The organism is Acetilactobacillus jinshanensis (assembly GCF_004359375.1).
In the GTDB taxonomy this organism is placed as follows: Bacteria; Bacillota; Bacilli; order Lactobacillales; family Lactobacillaceae; genus Acetilactobacillus; species Acetilactobacillus jinshanensis.
Genome location: NZ_CP034726.1, coordinates 168,959 through 188,522 on the forward strand (window position 1 = coordinate 168,959; position 19,564 = coordinate 188,522).

Sequence of the window (19,564 nt, forward strand, 5' to 3'; positions counted from 1 at the left end):
ATGGTGCGCGTTATAATGTCTAATGAAATTCTCTTTGAAAGGGCTTGAAGATGAGACCAACTCGAGTCGCGGTTCACGAAGGTCATCGACCGCCAAAATCTACTTTTGAAATTATTATTATTAACCTAATTTCATACCTTATTTTTCTTGGGATTGCCGCAATTATTATGTGGCCGCAAATTAGTAATCACGCTTTTATTGCGGGAACCGATTCAGCATTTCATATGAACCGGTTTTATGAGACAGCCATGCAGATTAAAACGGGTCATTTTAGTTATTTTCAGTCTATATTTGCTTTCCATCAGACTGGTCGGTTAGTTAATGCGTTTTACGGACCGTTAATGGCCTACGTGTTTGGCGGTTTATTACTGTTATGTAAGAACTGGATTAACTTTCAGATCGTTAATTCATTATTAGTTCTTTCGCTAAGTGGCTGGCTAATGTACGTGTTAGCTGTTAAGAGTAACGTCAAACGTTGGGCCGCACTAGTAATGGGAACGATGTATATGACCTGTTATTCGGTAAGTATTTGGCCGACTGCTCAGAAATTTACCGGTTTAGGTGCGGCCTTTTTGCCGTTAGCAATCCTTTGTGGGATTAAGATGCTGAATAATCATCAGATCCGTGTTCTGCCGTTAGCGATGACCATGACGTTATTGGTTCAAACGCATCTGATGAGTTCCCTGGTTGCGATTATGGCGTTAATCCCAATGTTTATTGTCGGCTGGGTTACATCGCATCATCGAGCTGACATGTTCACCAACGCTTTTAAAGCCGCTGGATTAACGATTTTACTGACGGGTAACGTCTGGGGCAGCATCGTTGAGATGTTTACCACCAACCACATTATCCCGGTCTTTCCGCAACAGGATTTAATGAAGGGTACGATTTACTTTACCCATGGACATCTTGCTTATTTGGGAACCATTATGACGATTGTGGCGTTATTAGTTACTTTGACCTTGATCTTTAGGTGGAAATACTATGATTATCGATGGAAGACGATTGTATTCATTAGCTGGTTCTTCCTGTGGTTATCAAGCGCATGGTTCCCATGGCATTGGGCTCACAAACACTGGACAGCGTTCGCCAATTTAATTCAGTTTCCGCGGCGGTTCATGATCATTGCAATTATTTTACTTTTATTAGCGTTTGGTCAGATCTGTTCACGACGTTCACCACTAGCTGACTTATCTTATAAGGGCTTTAAGCTCCATAATTTAAAGTTGATTATGCTGTTAATTTTTCTGGTCTGTTCCGTCGGTGGCTTACGAAGCACGATGAATCAAGAAGTCAAACAGTATCAATCCGATGAAGTTTTAAATGAACCTAGTAACATGTTGCACATTAAATCTAAGACACCAGGTCAACTTCGGCATGCATTTCAATCATCTGATCTTCACTTAGCTATTCAGGCTATCACTAAGAGTACCCCTGATTATTTGCCGTCAAGTGCATCACTTCGAACCAATCACGACTATTATCATCTTCACCCTTATCATCGTGAGAATGTTCAACTGGATGATGACAACTCAGTCTTTAGACATTGGATCATTAATCGTGATCAATTGAGTTTACACTGGATGAACCATAAACGTCGTTCTAAGGTAACAATTTTACCGTTAGTTGCCTATCATCAGACCCAAGTCACGATTAACGGCCGACCGGTCAGTGACCCACGGATCTCAAAGGTTGGTGCCTTAAAGGTTCATGCTAGACCGGGTTGGAACCGGGTTACAATTGAATTTCATCCGGACTTCAGCTTAGGCTTGATGATGGCGATTACGATTATGACTTGGTTAGTGCTAGCTGGTTTCTTGATGGTTTATCGTAGAAGACCGTAATATTAAAGGACTGATTATTTTGAAACGAAAATATCCGGTTAATCGATATTTAGGCGTTGTTTTGACGGCTGATGATGATGGAAACTATCGAATTAAACGGGATGCCCACGGTCAGTTTAAATTAAACGTTTGGCGGACCGGCCGCCACACTAAAGGTAAATTCAAAAAAATCGGCCAAGTATTCTTGACCGAAAATGAATTACGGGTTGCCGTTGTTGCTTATCATAAGGTTAAGTATAACCACCGGCATAACTATACGCCTTTACAGCGTTTTACAACGGCTTATGTATCACCGAAATTAATTAAAATTGCTCAACAAAAAGAAAAATAGGGTAAAGAAAAAACAGCCACCAAAATGGCTGTTTTTGTTTATGTTAAAAAAGTTTTTTAATTTACTTCTTTAATAATGATTCGGCCTTAGTTTTAACGTCATCGTCACTCATCTTTAAGAACGGTAACATCTTGTCGGCAGTCTTCATGGTATCGTGATCATCATTTTCCATGAAGTTATTCCATAAAGCGATACGAACTGGATCGTCGGTCTTAGCCCAGTCAAATACTTTGTTCATTGGCTTGTCTAAAAGGGCGTTATGTTCGAATTTCTTATCTAAGGCAAGTGATTTAGATTCATCAATTGCTGCCATTATAATTTCCTCCTTTATAATTCAGGTCTAATTAAATTATAATACGAATTAGCCCTGATGTATACGGCTGAATGTTTAACATTGGTCGTATAAGTAGTTTATCATTAACAAAAATTATTATATCATTAATAAGTGATTTACAAAACCTTGGTTAAAAAGAAGATGACAGAAAGATGCGCCAGCGGGTTCCTGCTAAACGAAAAATTGCGAATAGTTTATTTCAATTAATGCAGCACGAGAGTTATCAGAAGCTGCAGGTTAAACAGATCTGTAAAGCGGCTGGCATTTCTCGAATGACGTATTACCGTAATTTCCGAACCAAGGACGACATTATTCGCTATTCGTTTGATCAGGATTTTACCATCTTTATTCAGCGGGTTGCATCTAGTCATCACCCGACATTTATCGTGATCGCGACCATCTTCTTTAATTTAATTAAGCAGCGTCAGCATAAAATGCAGCTGATTATTAAAAATAATTTATCTTCGTTGATGTTAGACCGATTAAAGTACTATATCGGTGGTTTAATTGATGAACGAGTTTTACGGACCCGTGAGCAATCATCAAAACTGTTGATTGCGATGATTGCCGGCGGATTAACCGAAATTTTGATTACCTGGACTGAAAACGGGATGAAGACGCCCGTTGACTCACTTGTCATCTTCGTATCGAAATATATGCATTTTAAGATATAAAGGATTTTTTCATGAAAACGTTAGTTATCATTTCACACCCGACCATTAAAGATTCGTATACCCAATCTTTTTTACATGATGCTCAGGCGGATTTTAACGATGTCACTTGGCACCCGCTGGATATTTTGTATCCGGATTTTAAAATCAATATTAAACACGAACAGCAATTGCTCATGCATTATGACCGGATCATCTTTCAGTTTCCGCTATTCTGGTACAGTGCGCCGGCACTTCTGAAGAAGTGGGAAGATGACGTGCTGGTGAGAAAATTTGCCAACGCGGCTCATGGCGGATACTTACGTCATAAACAGTTGGGCATGGTAATTACATTGGGTGTTCCCGCTAAGAATTATCAACCTGGTGCTGGTGAGCACTTTAGCTTATCGGAACTGCTAACACCGTATCAGGCGTTGGCGAAAAAAGCGGGGATGCAATATTTATCACCATTTATCATTTCGCAATTCTTTTATAAGACGCCGCCGCAGGAAGCTAAAACGTTAGTCGATTACCAGAATTATCTGACAAATCCAAAACCGTTTGGACTGAAGAATAAGATTAAGTGGTCCTTAGATCAACTTAAGCAGTATGCGCCCAAAGATAAGGTCAAGAAAATCGTTTTTGACTCTGTCATTAAACAGATTCAAAAGAATCAAAACCAGCTCGATGATCTCAAAAGTCAGATCAACATGATCAAGAGAAAAGATGATCAGTAATGGATACGCAACAATGGTTAGTTCACCAATTAACTAATGAAATTAAGCATGAACCCAAATTTAAACCGCGAGCCTTGCTTGAACGGACTCGTGATCTAGTTAAGGAACAATCGAAGCGTTTAAAACAGGCCCAGATGGAATTGGATGGCCGGACCTGGAATCACGCCAAATGGTAAAAAGAAAGGCGGCTAAAAATTTAGTCGTCGTTTTTGTTGTCTGATTAATATTTATTTAGCAAAATGATTGATTGGCCCGTAAACATGGGCAATGTTTAATGATTGATGAATAGCGTTATCAACGTATTGACGAGCGTTCTTGATTGAATCTTCAACCGACATGCCTTTAGCTAGACCAGCGGTAATTCCGGCGGATAAAGTATCACCGGTTCCGTTCTTTCGTTTAGTTTTGTAATAGGGACCTGATAACCAGAAGTGTTTGCCATTTTCTAACAGGACTAAGTCACGAACACTGTCCTGATTTTCAGGATCGTTATGCCGACCTTTGACCATCACGTTTTTGGCGCCCATTCTCATTAATTTATTAGCGGCGATTAACATATCATGATCATTTTTGATTGGCATTTCCGCTAATTTCTGGGCTTCGTAATAATTAGGTGTGATGACCGTTGCTAACGGGATTAACTTTTCTTTTAAGGTGTTAAAGGCACTAGTCTTGAGCAGCATTGCACCATGTTTGGTAACAATGACTGGGTCAACAACCAGCGGACCAAAGTTATATTTCTTATAATTTTTAACGACATCGTCAATTAATTTTGAATCGGCAAGCATGCCGGTCTTGGCCGCTTTGATGTTGAAATCATCGGCTAAATCTTTAAATTCTTGATCGATGAATGACAGCGGCATTACAACGCTACCGTGAATTCCGTATGAGTTACCGGCAACGCATGCGGTGATGATTGACGCACCATAAACGTGATAGTGTTCAAACGTTTCTAAGTCAGCTTGCATTCCCGCACTGCCATCACTGTCTGAACCGGCGATGGTAACAGCCTGTGGAAAACGATTAATCATGTTACGACCTCCTGTGAATAAAGCGTTAATGCCATTATAGTGATTTTTCAATAATAAGTTAACGTTTCTATTTTCACGGTTTGTTTTCGTAAATAATGTGTATTACAATATATTAGTATAATTGAAACCCAATAAATAAAGGAGGGTTTAACTCATGCGTGAATGTCATCCAGATGGTGTCCAAGGCCGTCGTCCAATCGATCATAAGAAAGTACAAAAGAAACAGGTTCGAAACGCTAAGCTTCAAAAAGCTTTATTAAGCGATTTCAAAAAATAATTATAAATTAACGAGTTAAGGTCCGACTATTAGTTAAATTTTAGTCGGATTTTTATTTTGCGTTTTAAAGGTGATCCTTCATGAGTAAAAAATACTATGCCGTTAAAAAGGGACCCAAGCCAGGACTTTACACAGATTGGCCAACCGTCCAAAAAATGCTAAAGGGCTATTCCAAGCCGGAGTTTAAAGGCTTTAACCATAAACAAGCGGCTCTTGAATATCTTAACGGGACCGCACCATCGGTATCACAGGATGACATTACGATTTATACCGACGGTGGCTCCCGTAATACCGGAAATAAACGTGATCAGCACGTTAAAGGTAATGATAAATCAGCCTGGGCTTATTTAATCGTGATTAATGGCAAAGAATATCCTGGCACTGGTTTTGAATGGGGTGCCACCAATAACCGGATGGAAATGATGGCGTTAGTTCAGGCGTTGAAATGGTTATTAGCGCATCACCTTAATCATGCCTCGATTACCGAAGTGGCGGACTCCCGATATTTACTTAACGCGATCACTAAAGGTTGGATCTACGGTTGGAAACGCCGTGGCTGGCGACTGAGCAGTGGTGGTCCTGTTAAGAATGCCGAATTATGGGCCGTTATGTACCGATTATTACGGCAGTTTGATCACCTGAAGTTCAAGTGGACTAAGGGTCACGCGACTAATCGTGGCAATAATTTTGTGGATCACTATCTTAATGAAGCGATGGATCGTCATACCAAGCATTCAACGATTCAACATCAAACTATCCAAACGTGTCGTTCAAATAATGAACCAAAATCTGCTAAGCCCTACATTATTCACGGTTCTAATTCGATCGAAGACATTAAACGTGAGTTACGAAAACGTGGTTTCTTACAAAATTAATATCCCAAGTAAAATGGATTATAATTAAAGCAACCATATTAAAACGATTAGATAAGAAGCGTGATTAATAATGTTAACCGAACGTGACAAAATGACGGCTGGTAAGCCGTATGATCAGTACGATCCCGAATTACAGGCTCGTCGAAAGTACATTCGCCAGAAGTTAGGCCAGATTAATTTCCTGACTGATAATGACGAACGGAATAACGAATTAGCTCATCTCTTCGGTGATTGCGGCAAGGACCTCTTCATCGAAACTGGGATTCAATTTGATTATGGTTACAACATCCACATTGGGAACCGTTTTTACGGTAACTATCATTTAACATTACTGGATACTTGCCCAATTACGATTGGTGATAACTGTTATTTAGGTCCAGATGTTGGCTTATACACACCGGTTCACCCAATTGATCCTAAGCAGCGTGAAGAGGACATTGAATTAGGTAAACCGATCACGATCGGTAATAACGTCTGGATGGGTGGCCACGTTACTATTCTTCCCGGCGTTAAGATCGGTGATAATGATGTTATCGGTGCCGGGACCGTAGTAACTAAGTCGTTTGGCCCCAACGTCATCATCGTTGGTAACCCTGGTCACGTAATTCGTAAGATCAAACCAGATAACGATAAAGCCAAACCTAACAAGAAGTAAATTCCTGAAAGAGCCGCGATCCAACGGCTTTTTTATTTACTTTCAATATGTGTGTATAATATTTAATGTATCGTAATAATACGTTATTTTAGAAAAATTTAGTTTAACTATTAATTGATTCCTAGAGGAGGAACCTTTTATCTTTAAGCGCAAACGAATCGACAAAGTGGTCTTCATTCCGACAGTTATTCTGTTCTTCGTAATTTCTGGCCTGTTGATTGCTGGTGGGTCGTCCTTACAGAGTTTCCTTGGAAACATCCTGCATTGGATCTCCACCAACATGGGCTGGGGCTACATGTGGATCTACGTAATTAACTTTGTCTTCTTTGCTTATTTGTTGATTAGTAAGTACGGCAAAATCCGTTTTGGTAAAAAGGACGAAAAGCCTGAATACAGTACGTTCCAGTGGGGTAGCATGGTCTTCGCGACCGCAATCGATGCCAGTATTTTAATGTTAAGTATCGTTGACCCGCTCCGTTATCTTCAGGATCCGCCATTTGGCGCTAAACCATATTCCACAACGGCGTACGACGTATCGCATATGTACGGTCAGTTTAACTGGGGTCCAATGGCCTGGTTAATGTTCGCTGCACCGACGATTGCGATTGGTTACGTCATGTACAAGAAAAAGCGGAAAGTCCAATCGTTAAGTAACGCCATCACCGTTTTAGATGGTGATAGCTTGTGGAAGACGGCTTTGCGTCGAATCGTTGACATCGTCGTGGTCTTCGGAATCATGGGCGGTGTTGGTGCCAGTATCGGTTTAGAAATCCCCGTAATTTCTAAGACTTTGAGCATTTTAACCGGCTTAAAAGATAATTTAGGCTTAAAGTCTGAATTGTTCGCCGTCTTGTTTGTTATCTTTACCGTTACCGTCTTTAAAGGCTTAAACGGTGGGATTGATAAATTAAGTAACGCCCATATCTGGACAGCGATCATCTTCCTAGCGATCGTTCTGTTAGTCGGTCCAACCGTTTATATCCTGAATTCAGAAACCAGCAGTATTGGTCTGTTAGTTCAGAAGTTCATTCCAATGAGTACAAATACCGTACCGAACGGAACTGCCGGTGTTGCTCAGAAAGAAACCATCTTCTACTGGGGCTGGTGGCTAAGTTACATGCCGTTCATGGGCTTGTTCATCGCCCGAATCTCGCGTGGTCGAACCATCCGTCAGATTCTAGTGGGGATGCTGACGTTTGGTGCCTTAGGCTGTATGAGTTTCTACGCCGTTTTAGGTGGTTACTCATTGTGGCTACAGAAGACAGGTGTTGTTAACCTAGTCCACATCTTGAATACCCAGGGTCAAGCTGCTGTCATTGCGGCCGTAATTTCAACTTTACCATTCAAGATGATCATGTTCGCGATTTACTGTATTTCATGTTTCATCTTCCTGGCCACCACGATTTCCAGTTCGGCATTCGTTCTGTCATCGTTCACTAGTCTAAAGTTAAAGGCTGATCAGGAACCAAGCCGTTTGAATCGAATGACCTGGGTCATCGTCTTTGTTATCTTTGGTTTCAGTCTAGTTGTCGTTGGTGGGTTCCAAACCGTTCAGACGTTCTGTACGATTGCCGGATTCCCAGTTCTATTCATTTTCCCGCTGTTGTTAGCGTCAATCATCAAGATGTTGCACAGCGATCCGAGTGTTAACCACTTTAAGATGATCGCGGCGCACCCGATGCACAGGTTTATGACCCGTCGTCAACGGCGCCGTCGTCGGAACGACTTACGAACCTGGGCTCGTGAAACCGCTAAAGATAAGGACTAAAAGTAAAAAATAATAAAGGGCTGATTGATCTCAGCCCTTTTTGTATATAGGAGCTAAACGTATGAAAAAAGTATTAATTCCTAGTAATTATAAGAACATTTTAACTAAGTTAGTAAGACAAGACGGCTTTCAGCCAGTCTGCTTAAAAGATCAGCAGCCGAGCACCATTTTGGCTCAGGCGCCTGACATCAGTGGTGCGATGTTGATGGTTGGTCCGTTTCCTGGTTCGTTAATGAAGAAGTTGCCTAATCTAAAAATCGTTACCCGAATGGGCGTTGGCTACGATAACGTTGATTACAAAGCAGCTGCTAAGCAGGGGATCTGGGCCACCCATACGCCTGGTTCTAACCAAGTTTCCGTTGCTGAAAACACGGTTGCCGATATTTTGGTGTTATCCAAGCGTCTTTTTACCACGTCATCTCTAATGCGTGGTGAACAGCCAATTGCCAATTACAAGCCCCGCATTTTAAAGGGGAAGACCGTCGGTGTCGTTGGTTACGGTCATATTGCTCGGCAGGTCATCAAGATGCTGTCCGGCTTTGGCGTTAAGATTTTAATCTGGGATCGTCACCCGAAGACTTCTAAATACGGTAAATTCGTTGACTGGAAGACGTTATTCACCCAGTCTGATTACGTAACGTTGCATATCCCGGCCACAGCTGACACAACTCATTGCGTCAATATGAAGACCTTTAAGATGATGAAGAATAGTGCCTTCATCGTTAACTTCGGTCGGGGAACTTTAATTAATCAGACTGACATGGTCAACGCTTTAAAGCAGCATGAAATTCAAGGTGCCGCATTAGACGTCTTTGAAAAAGAACCGTTACCGAAACAGAGTCAGCTCCGTCAGTTACCAAACGTCTTTATTACACCGCATTGTGCCGGAAAGACCGTCGAATCTCACCGTAAGACCGCTGAAATGGCTGAACGGGATGTCGCTCGAGTTTTAAACGGTAAGGAACCGTTGTATCCGGTTAACCAGCCTAAATAATTTTATAAAATAATAAAATCGCTAATGCTTGATTGGCTAAGTCTGATCAAGCATTTTTTGTTTATACCTAACTTTCATCTATGAAATCAACAGTGCTCAATTCTTATTTGAACACTGTTTAAATTCATGAAAAAAGTAACATCATAACTGTATTAATGATTACGTGTGTTGCTTGTTCCAAACAATGTAAGCGCTTACGGAAAGACAAATGAGCAACTGATTTTCATGGAGATGAAGATTAATGTCTACATCTAAAAACAATAATAAGATGAAATTTAGTACGTTTCTGATCTTCCTGATTGGAGCCCTTGGTGGTTTACTGTTTGGGTTCGATACCGGGATCATTTCAGGTGCGTCTCCGTTAATTGAAACTAACTTTCATTTAACGATTACTGAAACTGGATTTATTACTTCATCGGTCTTAGTTGGTTCTGCAATCGGTGCCTTATGCATTGGTTCTTTATCAGACCACTATGGTCGTAAGCGATTACTTCAGTGGTCCGCCGTTCTATTCCTTATTGGTTCGGCATTATCGATGTTCGCTGTTGGCTTCGTATCAATGATCATTGCCCGTATCATCTTAGGCTTTGCCGTTGGTGCTGCTTCAGCATTAACACCTGCATACTTAGTTGAATTAGCTGATACCAAGCACCGTGGATCATTAGGGACCATGTTCCAATTAATGATCACCTTAGGTATTTTACTAGCTTACGTATCTAACTTAGGTTTCTTACACCATAACTTATTAGGTGTACGTGACTGGCGTTGGATGCTTGGTTCAGCTTTGATCCCATCCTTACTTCTATTCTTCGGATCATTAATTTTACCAGAATCACCACGTTACTTAGTTAAGCATGGGTACATAAGTCGAGCTCGTAATATTTTACATAAATTACGTGCTGGTACTAGCGATGATCCTGACAAGGAATTAGCTGGTATTGAAAAGTTAATGTCCAAGAAGCAGGGTGGCTTGAAGACATTATTCAAGATCGCTACACCATCTATTTTGATCACGATTGGTTTAATGTTCTTCCAGCAATTCGCTGGTATCAATGCCGTTATTTACTTCTTACCACAAATCTTTATTAAGTCATTCCACTTTGCAACGAGTGATTCAATTTGGATTTCCGTTGGTGTTGGGATCGTTAACTTTGTATCAACCGTTGTTGCTTACAAGATCATGGATCACTTCAACCGTAAGAGTGTCTTGATCTTTGGTTCCATTGTTATGACCGTATCATTAGGTCTCTTAGCAATCTTGAACTACACCTTGAGTCCTTCCTCAACAGCTGTTCCAACGATCATCTTAATCATGATTTACATCGTTGGCTTCGCTGTTTCATGGGGCCCATTAGTATGGGTAATCATGAACGAAATCTTACCATTCAGTGTCCGTGGTGTTGGTGCTGCCATTGGTTCCGCTACGAACTGGATCTGTGATTTCATCGTTTCACAAACCTTACTTACGTTATTAACATTCTTTGGTAATAACGTTGGTGGTCCGTTTGCTATTTACGCAATCCTTTCATTCATTTCAATGTTCTTCGTAATCTTCCTCGTACCAGAAACCCGAGGCAAATCCTTAGAACAGATTGAAACTAATGAAATCAATCGTTTCCACCGCAAGCATGCCGAAACTAAATAATTAAATTCATTACAATTACGCCTAACAAAAAAGATCTGATTTTTATACAAATCAGATCTTTTTTATTTATATCTTTAACGTTATTTCGTACTTGCGAATTTTTGGTGAAGATAATTTTGAATTGCGCTTTGTTTCTGAGCCGATGTGGATTTTCCATTAGTTATGTTACTGAGTCGTTGAGTAATTGAATTTTCTTCGTTAACGTTACTTCGCTGGTAGATGTTGAGGATTCTCTGGCTTTGAGCTTCTGAATAGTGAAGCTTAATTAACCAATGACCCAGTAATTTTTCACCTTGCTTAGGTGATAACCGGTTGGCGTGTTGATGTTTGATCATCTTATGATGATGAACGGTTGATTTAACATGATGCTTGGGACGAGCTGGTCTTTCAACATGTGAATGACTAGCTTGATGCTCCACATTTTGATTATGATGGACACCAATCGCAACGCCACCGATAAATAACACGATCAAGATTGCGACAACGGTAAGCCATAACTTCCTGGTGAATTTCTGGTACTGTTGCTTCGGGAATTGGCGAGGCGGAATTGGTTTCGGTTTGACCGGCTTTCTTGATTGTGATTTTGCCGATTTATTTTGGTTTAGGTTATTTAGTAACTGATGGAATTGATCCACGATTATCGACTCCTGTATGAATTAAAGGTAACAATTCTTATTATAACCGCAAAACAAAAAGCTGAGTTATTAATTATAGATTAATGACCCAGCTTTTTAGATTTTAGATTTAATTTAACGATTAGTCAGCATCTTTAACCCAGTCAGGCATGAACTTCTTATCATACTTATGATCCTGGGAAGTTAATAACCATGGACCGTTCTTAGTGATGGCTAAGGTAGCTTCGTATTGAGCGGACTTAGTACCATCAGCACTCATGTAGTAGGTCCAGTCATCTTTCTTAACGTAATGTTCCTTGATGTGCCAAGTACCACCTAAGATAACCATTGGTTCGATGGTGAAAGTCATGCCAGGTTTGATTAATAAGCCCTGACCTTTTTCACCATAGGCCGGTACGTTGGGCTTTTCATGAATGGAAGGCTGGATTCCATGACCGATTAATTCTTTAACGTCACCCATGTGGTTAACGTCTTCGATGTAATGCTGGCAAGCGTAACCAATGTCACCTAAACGGTTACCTGGTTGAGCCTGTTCGATACCTTTATACATGGCATCGTGGCAAACAGCCATCAAATGTTCAACTTCTTTAGAACACTTACCAACGCCGTAGCACCAGCAAGAATCACTTTCGAAGCCTTTGTAGTTGACACACATGTCAACCTTAACGACATCGTCATCTTTAAGCTTTAAGCCTTTTCGCGGAATTCCGTGGGCAACTTCATCGTTGATTGAAATACAGGTGGCGTATTTGTAGCCATCGAAACCGATCTGGGATGGAAAAGCACCATGATCTCGAATGTAATGGTTAGCGAATTCTTCGATGTCCCAGGTATCGATACCCGGTTTGATTAACTTATGTAAGCCCTTATGAACGCCGGCTAAAATCTGGCCGGACTTCCACATCATTTTGATTTCACGAGGGGATTTTAACGTAATCAAAATATAAGTCTCCTTTAAAATATATCTCAGTACTTATTATAACAGGCGTAAGGATAAAAATATTGTTTATCCAAAAAAGCGGCTTTCTTTTTGGCTAATTTCAAAAATCCCTAACTAAACTACTGACATTTAATCCAATATCGGTTATTCTAGAAAACGAATGTTCGATTTAACGAAATTTATGAAATGATGAAGGAAATGATTTTGTGAGTAAATGGTTACAACACACCATCGAATTAATCGTCGTCTGTGTCGCCTTAATCGGAGTGGCGGTGTTCTATAACACTCATCAGGTTAGCACCGGTGGTCACACTACCCACCATCACTTAAGAACGGCTCGTCAGGTTGCTAGTAGTGACGAAGTTCCGACCCTGTACTTTCATGGCTTGCAGGGGACCGCTCGCTCAACGAACCATTTAATTGATACCGCCGCTAGAACCGATGGCCAGCGAGCTATGATCATCAACGTTGACCGAAACGGTCGCTTAGATTGTCGTGGTAGTATTCGTAAAAATATGAAGCACCCGTTGGTTCAGGTCAATTTCTTGGATAACATGGCACCCGTTAGTCGGCAGGTTCAGTGGGCCCACCAAATTTTGATGCTAATGAAGTCAAAGTATCACATTAATAAGTACAATGCGATTGCCCATTCGGCCGGTGCAATTACTGTTTTAGAAACTACTGATAGGTATGGTACTCAGAAGAACGTGGCTCACTTGAGTCGTTTTGCTTCGATTGCCGGGCCGTATGATGGTGTGATTGGGATGAACGATCAACCTAATCAAAACACCATTAATCGTCAGGGAAAACCACAGATTTTTTACCACAGTAACCGTTGGTACCCAGGTTATGAGCAGTTGCTAAGAGACAGTCGTCACTTCCCGAAGGGCGTTAAGGTCTTAAATATCTACGGTCGAATTGATCGAAAGGTCAATGCTGATGGATATGTAACTAACGTGTCCGCTCGATCATTAAAGTATTTGCTTCACGGTCGTGACGTTAGCTATGAAGAAGTCCCGATCTACGGCCGTTATGCCGAACATAGTTGGTTGCATCACAATTCAGTCGTTGACCGGATCGTAAATCGATTTATTTTTAATAAATAAATGCTACTAAGTCGAGCTCATTTTGAGCTCGACTTTTTGTTTGGGCCGAACATGTTCTTTCTTTCACATCATTTTTATTTTAGGGTATAATAACAATCGAACTACTTTATAATGATTATAAATTAGAAGGTGGAAATAGATGAAAAAGAAAAATGTGGCAATTGATTTAGAAGGCCACAAGTATAACCTGTTAGCCTTTGTACTGGTATTGCTGTTTGGTAGTTTTACCATGTCAATCAGTCAATCATCCGTTTCAACGGCTTACCCAACGTTGATGAAGTCGTTTGGAATTTCTGGAACGACCGTTCAATGGTTAACGACTGGTTTAATGTTAATCATGTGTGTCATGATGCCAGCTAGTCCATGGTTCCTGAACAACATGAAGTTCAAGACGTTGTTCCTGTGGATTTTAGGAATGTTTGACGTCGGAACGTTGATTATTGTACTAACGCCGAATTTCTGGACAATGATGATTGGTCGAACCTTAGAAGCCCTGGCAATGGGGATTCTGTTCCCGTCATTCCAGTCCGTTTTGTTATACATAACACCAAAGAATCAGCGTGGTAGTATCATGGGCCTCGCAGGACTAGTTATGGGATCGGCATTAGCTTGTGGTCCAATCGTTTCCGGTGTTATCATGAATTTCACCTCATGGCGAGGCATTTTTATCTTCTTCATGATTATTATCACAGTCATCTTTGTATTATCCTTATTCTTTATCAAAGATGTAATGCCACAGAAAAAGAGCCACTTGGATGTCTTATCCGTCATCTATTCCATCGGCTTAATTGGAATTTTATACTTTATCGACCTATTCAAGAACGGCTTCAGTAACATTAGCGTTTGGAATTATGTTGTCTTAGTCGTTAGTGTAATCATGGTAATTCTATTTGTTTACCGTCAGTTACACATGAAGAAGCCACTCTTAAACTTACGAGTTATGAAGACCTTTAATTATGACTTAGCCGTTGGTTTAACCTGCTTCTCATACATTGCTTTAATCGTTGTTACGATTATCTTCCCACTGTACTACCAGAACGTCTTGGGGACATCCAAGTTAGTTTCTGGTTTGGCACTAGTTCCAGGTGCCGTCTTCTTAAGTCTTTTAAACCCATATACTGGTAAGTTAACTGGTACGATTGGTTTTAAGAAGACCATGTTAATTGGTATGGCAATGATTCTAGTTGGTTGGGGTCTTTTAAGTGTTACCTCTAACTTAGGCATCGTTGCCATGATGGTCTTAGCAGCCATTATCGAAGGTGGGAACGCCTTTGTTATGATGCCATCGGTTACCATGGGTGCCAATTCCTTACCAAAGGACTTAGTATCACACGGAACCGCTTTGATCACCACGATGCGTCAAATCCTTGGTTCAACTGGTGTCGTTGTTGCCATGCTTATCTTAACTAACGTCTCTGGAGGCAACGTTGCCATGGTATCCCGTTCAGCACTTCGGATGGGTTTCCACGCTACGTTTATCGTCTTCTTCATCATCGAAATTGTTGGTATTATTACCGCCTTCATGATCAAGAACCCTAGAAAGGCGACTAAATAATGGCTTGTCGTTCAAAATTTTGGACCATTGTCTTCTTCATCTTTTATCTCGTCTTGTTTATTCTAGTGTTATATCACATGAACATGATTGCCATGATCATGATGGCATTTGGGATGCTGATGGATGCTTTGGTCAGCATGATTTGTGCGTTTAGAAAAAAATAGAAGTTATTTAGAGTAAATTAAAAGCTCCTTAATTCGTTATGAATTAAGGAGCTTTTGTTATCTTTTGATTTGATTAATTACCAGATTTTAACTCGTTTTTCTGGTGCTAGATACATGCCATCACCAGGTTTAATATTAAAGGCTTTATAGAAGTCATCAAGGTTCTTGACCTGGACCTGAACACGAAGTTCACCAGGGGCATGAACATCGATTGATAATAGTAACCGTTTATATGCAGTCGTGGCTTTCATTCGCCAGATACGAGCCCAGTTAATGAAGAAGGCTTGTAAATCGGGATGATCGGTTGATTTAGCGGCTTCTAAGGCACAACTTAAGCCACCGGCATCGGCGATGTTTTCGGAAACGATTAATTTACCGTTAACTTTCCCACCGGCGTACGGAATACCATTGAATTCGTCGACCATGGCTTTAGCACGCTTATTGAAGTTGGCTTTATCAGATTTAGTCCACCAGTTATTCATGTTACCGTATTTATCGAATTGCGAACCGTTGTTATCAAAAGCATGTGAGATTTCATGAGCCATTACGGCACCAATTCCACCGTAGTTAGCGCTAGCTGACTGCTTAAGGCTATAGAACGGTGCCTGTAGGATTGCGGCTGGGAAGACGATAATGTTCTTTAACGGGTGGTAATAAGCGTTGACTTCATCGGCTGGCATTTCCCAACGGGTTCGTTTAACGGGCTTGTTCCAGTGAGCATACATATCTTTAGTGGCAATCTGGGTAAATTTAATTAGATTACTTAAAATCGTGCCACCGTCAGCGGTCGTAGTGACCTTGAATTTCTTAAAGAGCGGATCCAAGTGATCGGGATAACCGACCTGTGGAACTAAATTCTCTAACTTTTCGATGGCATGCTGACGGGTTTGTTTAGTTAACCAGGTGTTGTTAGCTAGACGTTTCTTGTAAACACCGATCATCTTGTGGACCATCTTTAAAACATCGGCTTTAGCTTTTGGACCGAAGTATTTGTGACCGTAGTACAGACCAACGACCTGGTCAAAGGTACCACTGGCTAAGTAATAAGCCGCTTTCTTCTGACTAACGGCTTTCTTCTGTCCTGATAAAGCACGACCGTAGACACTGCCGGTCTGACGGAATTCTTCGGATAGACAGTCGCTGCAGTCCATGACGATGTTAACAATCATCCAGTCCTTCATCATGTTGAAGTTATCTGGATTAACGATCTTATCCATCACCTTGTAGTAGGCGGGTTCAACAACGTTGATCTTCTTTGGTACGGTTCCGATCAAAGCTTTGATCTGACTCGTTAAATCAACGTACTTGCTATACTTGGCAAAGTGCTCGAAGCTGTCAGGGTGATAAGTATTTTGAACCTTAGCCATCTGTTCGGGACTCATGACGTGTGGTGCAATCATCTTATCGAACTTCTTGGCGTTGGCCACGATGTCGTCAGCGTCAGGTGCTGAATATCCGGCTAAGATAAGTAATTGCTGATTCATTTTAGTGAAGATTGGCATTAGTTTCTTAGCGGCCTTGTTGCCAGGTTTGTAATAGTTTTTATCTGGCAGGAACAGGGCTGGTGCGTAAGCGGATAAGGCGTTAATTTTGGCGTTCTTCATATCAGAATCAACGTCGAAACCGAATGGTAACGGCATTCCACTCAGTGTCCAGTCTGCTAAGTGGGCGTTAAGATTCTTTAATGATGATAGGCTTTCAACCTGATTCAGAATTGGTAATAACGGTTTATCACCGTCATCATCACGTTTCTGAAAGTTCATGGCCATGGCGTAGAATTTCTTGTATTCTGCCATCGGTTTAGTCTTCGGTTGCATTTTACCGGACAATAATTTATCTGAATCTTTCATTAAGGTTTTATCGATCTGGTCAACCAGGTCACGGAAACCACCGGTAGTGGAGTGGTCAGCAGGAATTTTGGCATGTTTAAGCCATTCCCCGTTTACGGCCTGGTAAAAATTATCTTTGAGTAGACTTTTGTTTACTTGGTCTGACATTGTAAAGTCTCCTTATTTTAAGTTCAGAATATAGTATACCTTGTTTCTGAAAGCTGTGGTTATTCAAACGTTTACAAAGGGTTTAAAATGAGAACTGATAAATAATGATAAGATTTCGAGATGAATTATAGATTATGTTATGGATTAAGAAAATTCCGTGGAAAATGATCCTTGGGATGCTAATCATCGGGATCATTTTTATCTTTGGAATGATGCATGATGAAGCATTGTATCAGCAACCAATCTTTAAGGTTAATCACGTTCGTGAACTCAGTAGTGATAAGGCAACCGATGAATTTCATAATCAGGACCGTCAGACTAATCAGAAGCTGAGCGGAGTCATTATGAACGGTAAACACAAGGGTCATCATTTAAGTATTTCTAATACTTATTCTGAATCCAACGCGATGGACCGTGAGTATCACGTTGGTGAAGAAGCCTTTTTGGTGATCCATAAGGACATTGGCCGTTCTACCATCAGAACGTATAAACGGGACGTGCCAGTTGCGGCATTAACTTACCTCGCAATTTGTTTGCTTTTGATTTTCTTAAGGATCAGTGGCTTAACGGCACTCTTGAGTATCGTGGTCAACATTATATTGTTTATGCTAGCAGTCGTGATTAACGGTAAAACCGAAGGAACTAAGGTGCTATTACTTTTCGGAGCTTTAGCCGTAGTCTTTTCAGTTGTGACCTTACTGCTAATTCTAGGTTTCAGTCGGCAGATGTTAATCACGTTAGCGTCAACGGTCTTCGGGACTTTAGCAGCATTGCTGATCAGTTTGCTCGTTTTTCACCTTACTCATGAGCACGGGATCCATTACGAATCCATGCAGTACGTCACCCAGCTGCCGCAGCCGCTATTTTTGGCTGAATCGCTGATTGGATCATTAGGTGCGGTAATGGATGAATCAACTGATATTACATCGTCACTATTTGCTTTAGTCCGTGAACAGCCCAAGATTTCTCGTAATCTGATCTTTCTAGCGGGCCGAAACATCGGTAAATCGATTATGGGTCCGTTGATTAACGTCCTGTTCTTCATTTTCATGGGTAGTGCACTGCCTTTAACGTTGTTGTTCCTAAAGAACGGTAACAGCTGGGGTTATTCATTTACCATGAACATGTCATTAGGCGTTGTCCAGAGCTTGATCAGTGCAATTGGAATTGTTTTAGCAGTATTGTTATCGAGTTTCTTTGCCAGTATTTGGATTAAAGGTAACCAGAAAGCTGGTGCCACAGCATGAGTGTTATCAGTGGATTAGGTTTAGTTCTGTTAGTGTTGATGCTGATTGTTGGTGGTAAACAGGGGCTGCAATCGTTCTTAAGCTTATTATTTAACTTTGGCTTCTTGTTCTTTGCGATTGTGTTAATTGCCTTTCATCTGCCACCGATCTGGATCACAGTGATCACCAGTATCATCGTTTTGTCGCTGACCATTTTCCTGAGTGGCTCGAACGACACCACCAGTAAGATTGCCTTTGAAGCATCGTTATTCGTTTTATTCGTTTTGATTCTGTTAATCGTGCCGTTTGAATACTGGGGTCAGTTCCAGGGCTTTGGCCTTGAAGACAGTGATGACCTGGAAGGGATGTCATTGTTGATTGGGATTCCGTTCATTAAGGTTGCCATTGCCACGGCAATTCTTAGTACTCTGGGTGCGATTGCTGAAGCCACGATGGCGATTGCTTCCGGGCTTGGTGAAATTATTGATCATGATCCAAAGATCCAACCGCATCGTTTACTAGGTGAAGGGATCATGATTGGTAAGCAGATCATCGGAACCACGTTAAATACACTCTTCTTTGGTCTATTTGGTGGCTCATTAGCCTTATTTGTCTGGTTCCTTGGTCTGCATTATTCATTCGGTATGATCATGAACGACAAGGTCTTTGCTGCTGAATTTATCATTATTATCTTCTCATTGATCGGAGTCATCATCACGATCCCAATCACATCGTTGGTAATGGCTCAGCAATTACGGTATCATCAAAAACACGGTAAAAAGTCATCGAAATAGGAGGTT

Annotated in this window: 21 protein-coding genes; 16 read left to right on the forward strand and 5 right to left on the reverse strand. The window is 41.0% G+C overall.

Annotated elements, in window-relative coordinates; translation table 11 throughout:
• Positions 1-50: 50 nt before the first annotated feature.
• Together ELX58_RS00840 and ELX58_RS00845 are read left to right on the forward strand one after the other, a co-directional pair.
• The gene (locus ELX58_RS00840; RefSeq protein WP_133441292.1) at positions 51-1,844 is read left to right on the forward strand and encodes a hypothetical protein; all 1,794 of its coding nucleotides are present in this window, start codon (positions 51-53) and stop codon (positions 1,842-1,844) included.
• Positions 1,845-1,863: 19 nt separating this feature from the next.
• Positions 1,864-2,175, forward strand: coding sequence for a DUF7671 family protein (locus ELX58_RS00845; RefSeq protein WP_133441293.1), 312 nt, complete (start codon positions 1,864-1,866; stop codon positions 2,173-2,175).
• Between the two features lie 61 nt (positions 2,176-2,236).
• Here ELX58_RS00845 and ELX58_RS00850 read toward each other — a convergent pair whose 3' ends face one another.
• Positions 2,237-2,488, reverse strand: coding sequence for a P8 family protein (locus ELX58_RS00850; RefSeq protein ID WP_133441294.1), 252 nt, complete (start codon positions 2,486-2,488; stop codon positions 2,237-2,239).
• Positions 2,489-2,661: 173 nt separating this feature from the next.
• Here ELX58_RS00850 and ELX58_RS00855 point away from each other — a divergent pair, with 173 nt between their 5' ends.
• Genes ELX58_RS00855 through ELX58_RS07805 form a run of 3 tightly spaced genes read left to right on the forward strand, consistent with a single transcriptional unit; the run spans position 2,662 to position 4,072 of the window.
• Positions 2,662-3,183, forward strand: a complete 522-nt coding sequence (locus ELX58_RS00855; protein ID WP_133441295.1) for a TetR/AcrR family transcriptional regulator — start codon at positions 2,662-2,664, stop codon at positions 3,181-3,183.
• 11 nt (positions 3,184-3,194) lie between these two features.
• A complete protein-coding gene (locus ELX58_RS00860) occupies positions 3,195-3,896 on the forward strand; it encodes an NAD(P)H-dependent oxidoreductase (protein WP_133441296.1) in 702 nt (233 codons plus the stop codon).
• A complete protein-coding gene (locus tag ELX58_RS07805) occupies positions 3,896-4,072 on the forward strand; it encodes a hypothetical protein (RefSeq protein ID WP_162614580.1) in 177 nt (58 codons plus the stop codon). Before ELX58_RS00860 ends, ELX58_RS07805 begins: the two co-directional genes overlap by 1 nt.
• A 51-nt stretch (positions 4,073-4,123) precedes the next feature.
• Here ELX58_RS07805 and thiD read toward each other — a convergent pair whose 3' ends face one another.
• A complete protein-coding gene (thiD, locus tag ELX58_RS00865; protein ID WP_133441297.1) occupies positions 4,124-4,927 on the reverse strand; it encodes a bifunctional hydroxymethylpyrimidine kinase/phosphomethylpyrimidine kinase in 804 nt (267 codons plus the stop codon).
• Positions 4,928-5,081: 154 nt separating this feature from the next.
• Between thiD and ELX58_RS08030 the strand changes: the two genes are divergently transcribed.
• The 6 genes from ELX58_RS08030 (at position 5,082) to ELX58_RS00890 (ending at position 11,141) form a co-directional block, all read left to right on the forward strand.
• Positions 5,082-5,204: a hypothetical protein gene (locus ELX58_RS08030; protein WP_257791756.1), complete on the forward strand. Its 123-nt coding sequence runs from the start codon at positions 5,082-5,084 to the stop codon at positions 5,202-5,204.
• Between the two features lie 80 nt (positions 5,205-5,284).
• A complete protein-coding gene (locus ELX58_RS00870) occupies positions 5,285-6,079 on the forward strand; it encodes a ribonuclease H family protein (RefSeq protein ID WP_133441298.1) in 795 nt (264 codons plus the stop codon).
• A gap of 67 nt (positions 6,080-6,146) precedes the next feature.
• A complete protein-coding gene (locus ELX58_RS00875) occupies positions 6,147-6,734 on the forward strand; it encodes a sugar O-acetyltransferase (RefSeq protein WP_133441299.1) in 588 nt (195 codons plus the stop codon).
• A 175-nt stretch (positions 6,735-6,909) separates the two neighbouring features.
• Positions 6,910-8,502 (forward strand): BCCT family transporter, encoded by a 1,593-nt coding sequence (locus ELX58_RS00880; RefSeq protein ID WP_133442540.1) that lies wholly within the window; start codon positions 6,910-6,912, stop codon positions 8,500-8,502.
• Positions 8,503-8,563: 61 nt separating this feature from the next.
• Positions 8,564-9,496 carry a phosphoglycerate dehydrogenase gene (locus ELX58_RS00885; RefSeq protein WP_133441300.1) on the forward strand — a complete coding sequence of 311 codons (933 nt, stop codon included), beginning with the start codon at positions 8,564-8,566 and terminating at the stop codon, positions 9,494-9,496.
• A 241-nt stretch (positions 9,497-9,737) separates the two neighbouring features.
• Positions 9,738-11,141, forward strand: a complete 1,404-nt coding sequence (locus tag ELX58_RS00890; RefSeq protein ID WP_133441301.1) for a sugar porter family MFS transporter — start codon at positions 9,738-9,740, stop codon at positions 11,139-11,141.
• Positions 11,142-11,221: 80 nt separating this feature from the next.
• Here the strand turns inward: ELX58_RS00890 and ELX58_RS00895 are convergent, their stop codons facing one another.
• The gene (locus tag ELX58_RS00895) at positions 11,222-11,776 is read right to left on the reverse strand and encodes a hypothetical protein (RefSeq protein WP_133441302.1); all 555 of its coding nucleotides are present in this window, start codon (positions 11,774-11,776) and stop codon (positions 11,222-11,224) included.
• Between the two features lie 121 nt (positions 11,777-11,897).
• Positions 11,898-12,716 carry a type I methionyl aminopeptidase gene (gene map, locus ELX58_RS00900; RefSeq protein ID WP_133441303.1) on the reverse strand — a complete coding sequence of 273 codons (819 nt, stop codon included), beginning with the start codon at positions 12,714-12,716 and terminating at the stop codon, positions 11,898-11,900.
• A gap of 206 nt (positions 12,717-12,922) precedes the next feature.
• Between map and ELX58_RS00905 the strand changes: the two genes are divergently transcribed.
• The 3 genes from ELX58_RS00905 (at position 12,923) to ELX58_RS07980 (ending at position 15,541) form a co-directional block, all read left to right on the forward strand.
• Positions 12,923-13,822 carry an alpha/beta hydrolase gene (locus tag ELX58_RS00905; RefSeq protein WP_133441304.1) on the forward strand — a complete coding sequence of 300 codons (900 nt, stop codon included), beginning with the start codon at positions 12,923-12,925 and terminating at the stop codon, positions 13,820-13,822.
• A 139-nt stretch (positions 13,823-13,961) separates the two neighbouring features.
• Complete coding sequence (locus tag ELX58_RS00910; RefSeq protein WP_133441305.1) at positions 13,962-15,377, forward strand: MFS transporter; 1,416 nt, start codon at positions 13,962-13,964, stop codon at positions 15,375-15,377.
• Positions 15,377-15,541 carry a hypothetical protein gene (locus tag ELX58_RS07980; RefSeq protein WP_174919235.1) on the forward strand — a complete coding sequence of 55 codons (165 nt, stop codon included), beginning with the start codon at positions 15,377-15,379 and terminating at the stop codon, positions 15,539-15,541. Before ELX58_RS00910 ends, ELX58_RS07980 begins: the two co-directional genes overlap by 1 nt.
• A gap of 77 nt (positions 15,542-15,618) precedes the next feature.
• Here the strand turns inward: ELX58_RS07980 and ELX58_RS00915 are convergent, their stop codons facing one another.
• On the reverse strand, positions 15,619-17,538 hold the full coding sequence (locus ELX58_RS00915) for a M13 family metallopeptidase (RefSeq protein ID WP_133441306.1): 1,920 nt from the start codon (positions 17,536-17,538) through the stop codon (positions 15,619-15,621).
• 134 nt (positions 17,539-17,672) lie between these two features.
• Here ELX58_RS00915 and ELX58_RS00920 point away from each other — a divergent pair, with 134 nt between their 5' ends.
• On the forward strand, positions 17,673-18,785 hold the full coding sequence (locus tag ELX58_RS00920) for a YibE/F family protein (protein WP_133441307.1): 1,113 nt from the start codon (positions 17,673-17,675) through the stop codon (positions 18,783-18,785).
• Positions 18,782-19,558, forward strand: coding sequence for a YibE/F family protein (locus ELX58_RS00925; protein ID WP_133441308.1), 777 nt, complete (start codon positions 18,782-18,784; stop codon positions 19,556-19,558). The genes ELX58_RS00920 and ELX58_RS00925 overlap by 4 nt, the downstream gene beginning before the upstream one ends.
• The last annotated feature ends 6 nt before the right edge of the window (positions 19,559-19,564 follow it).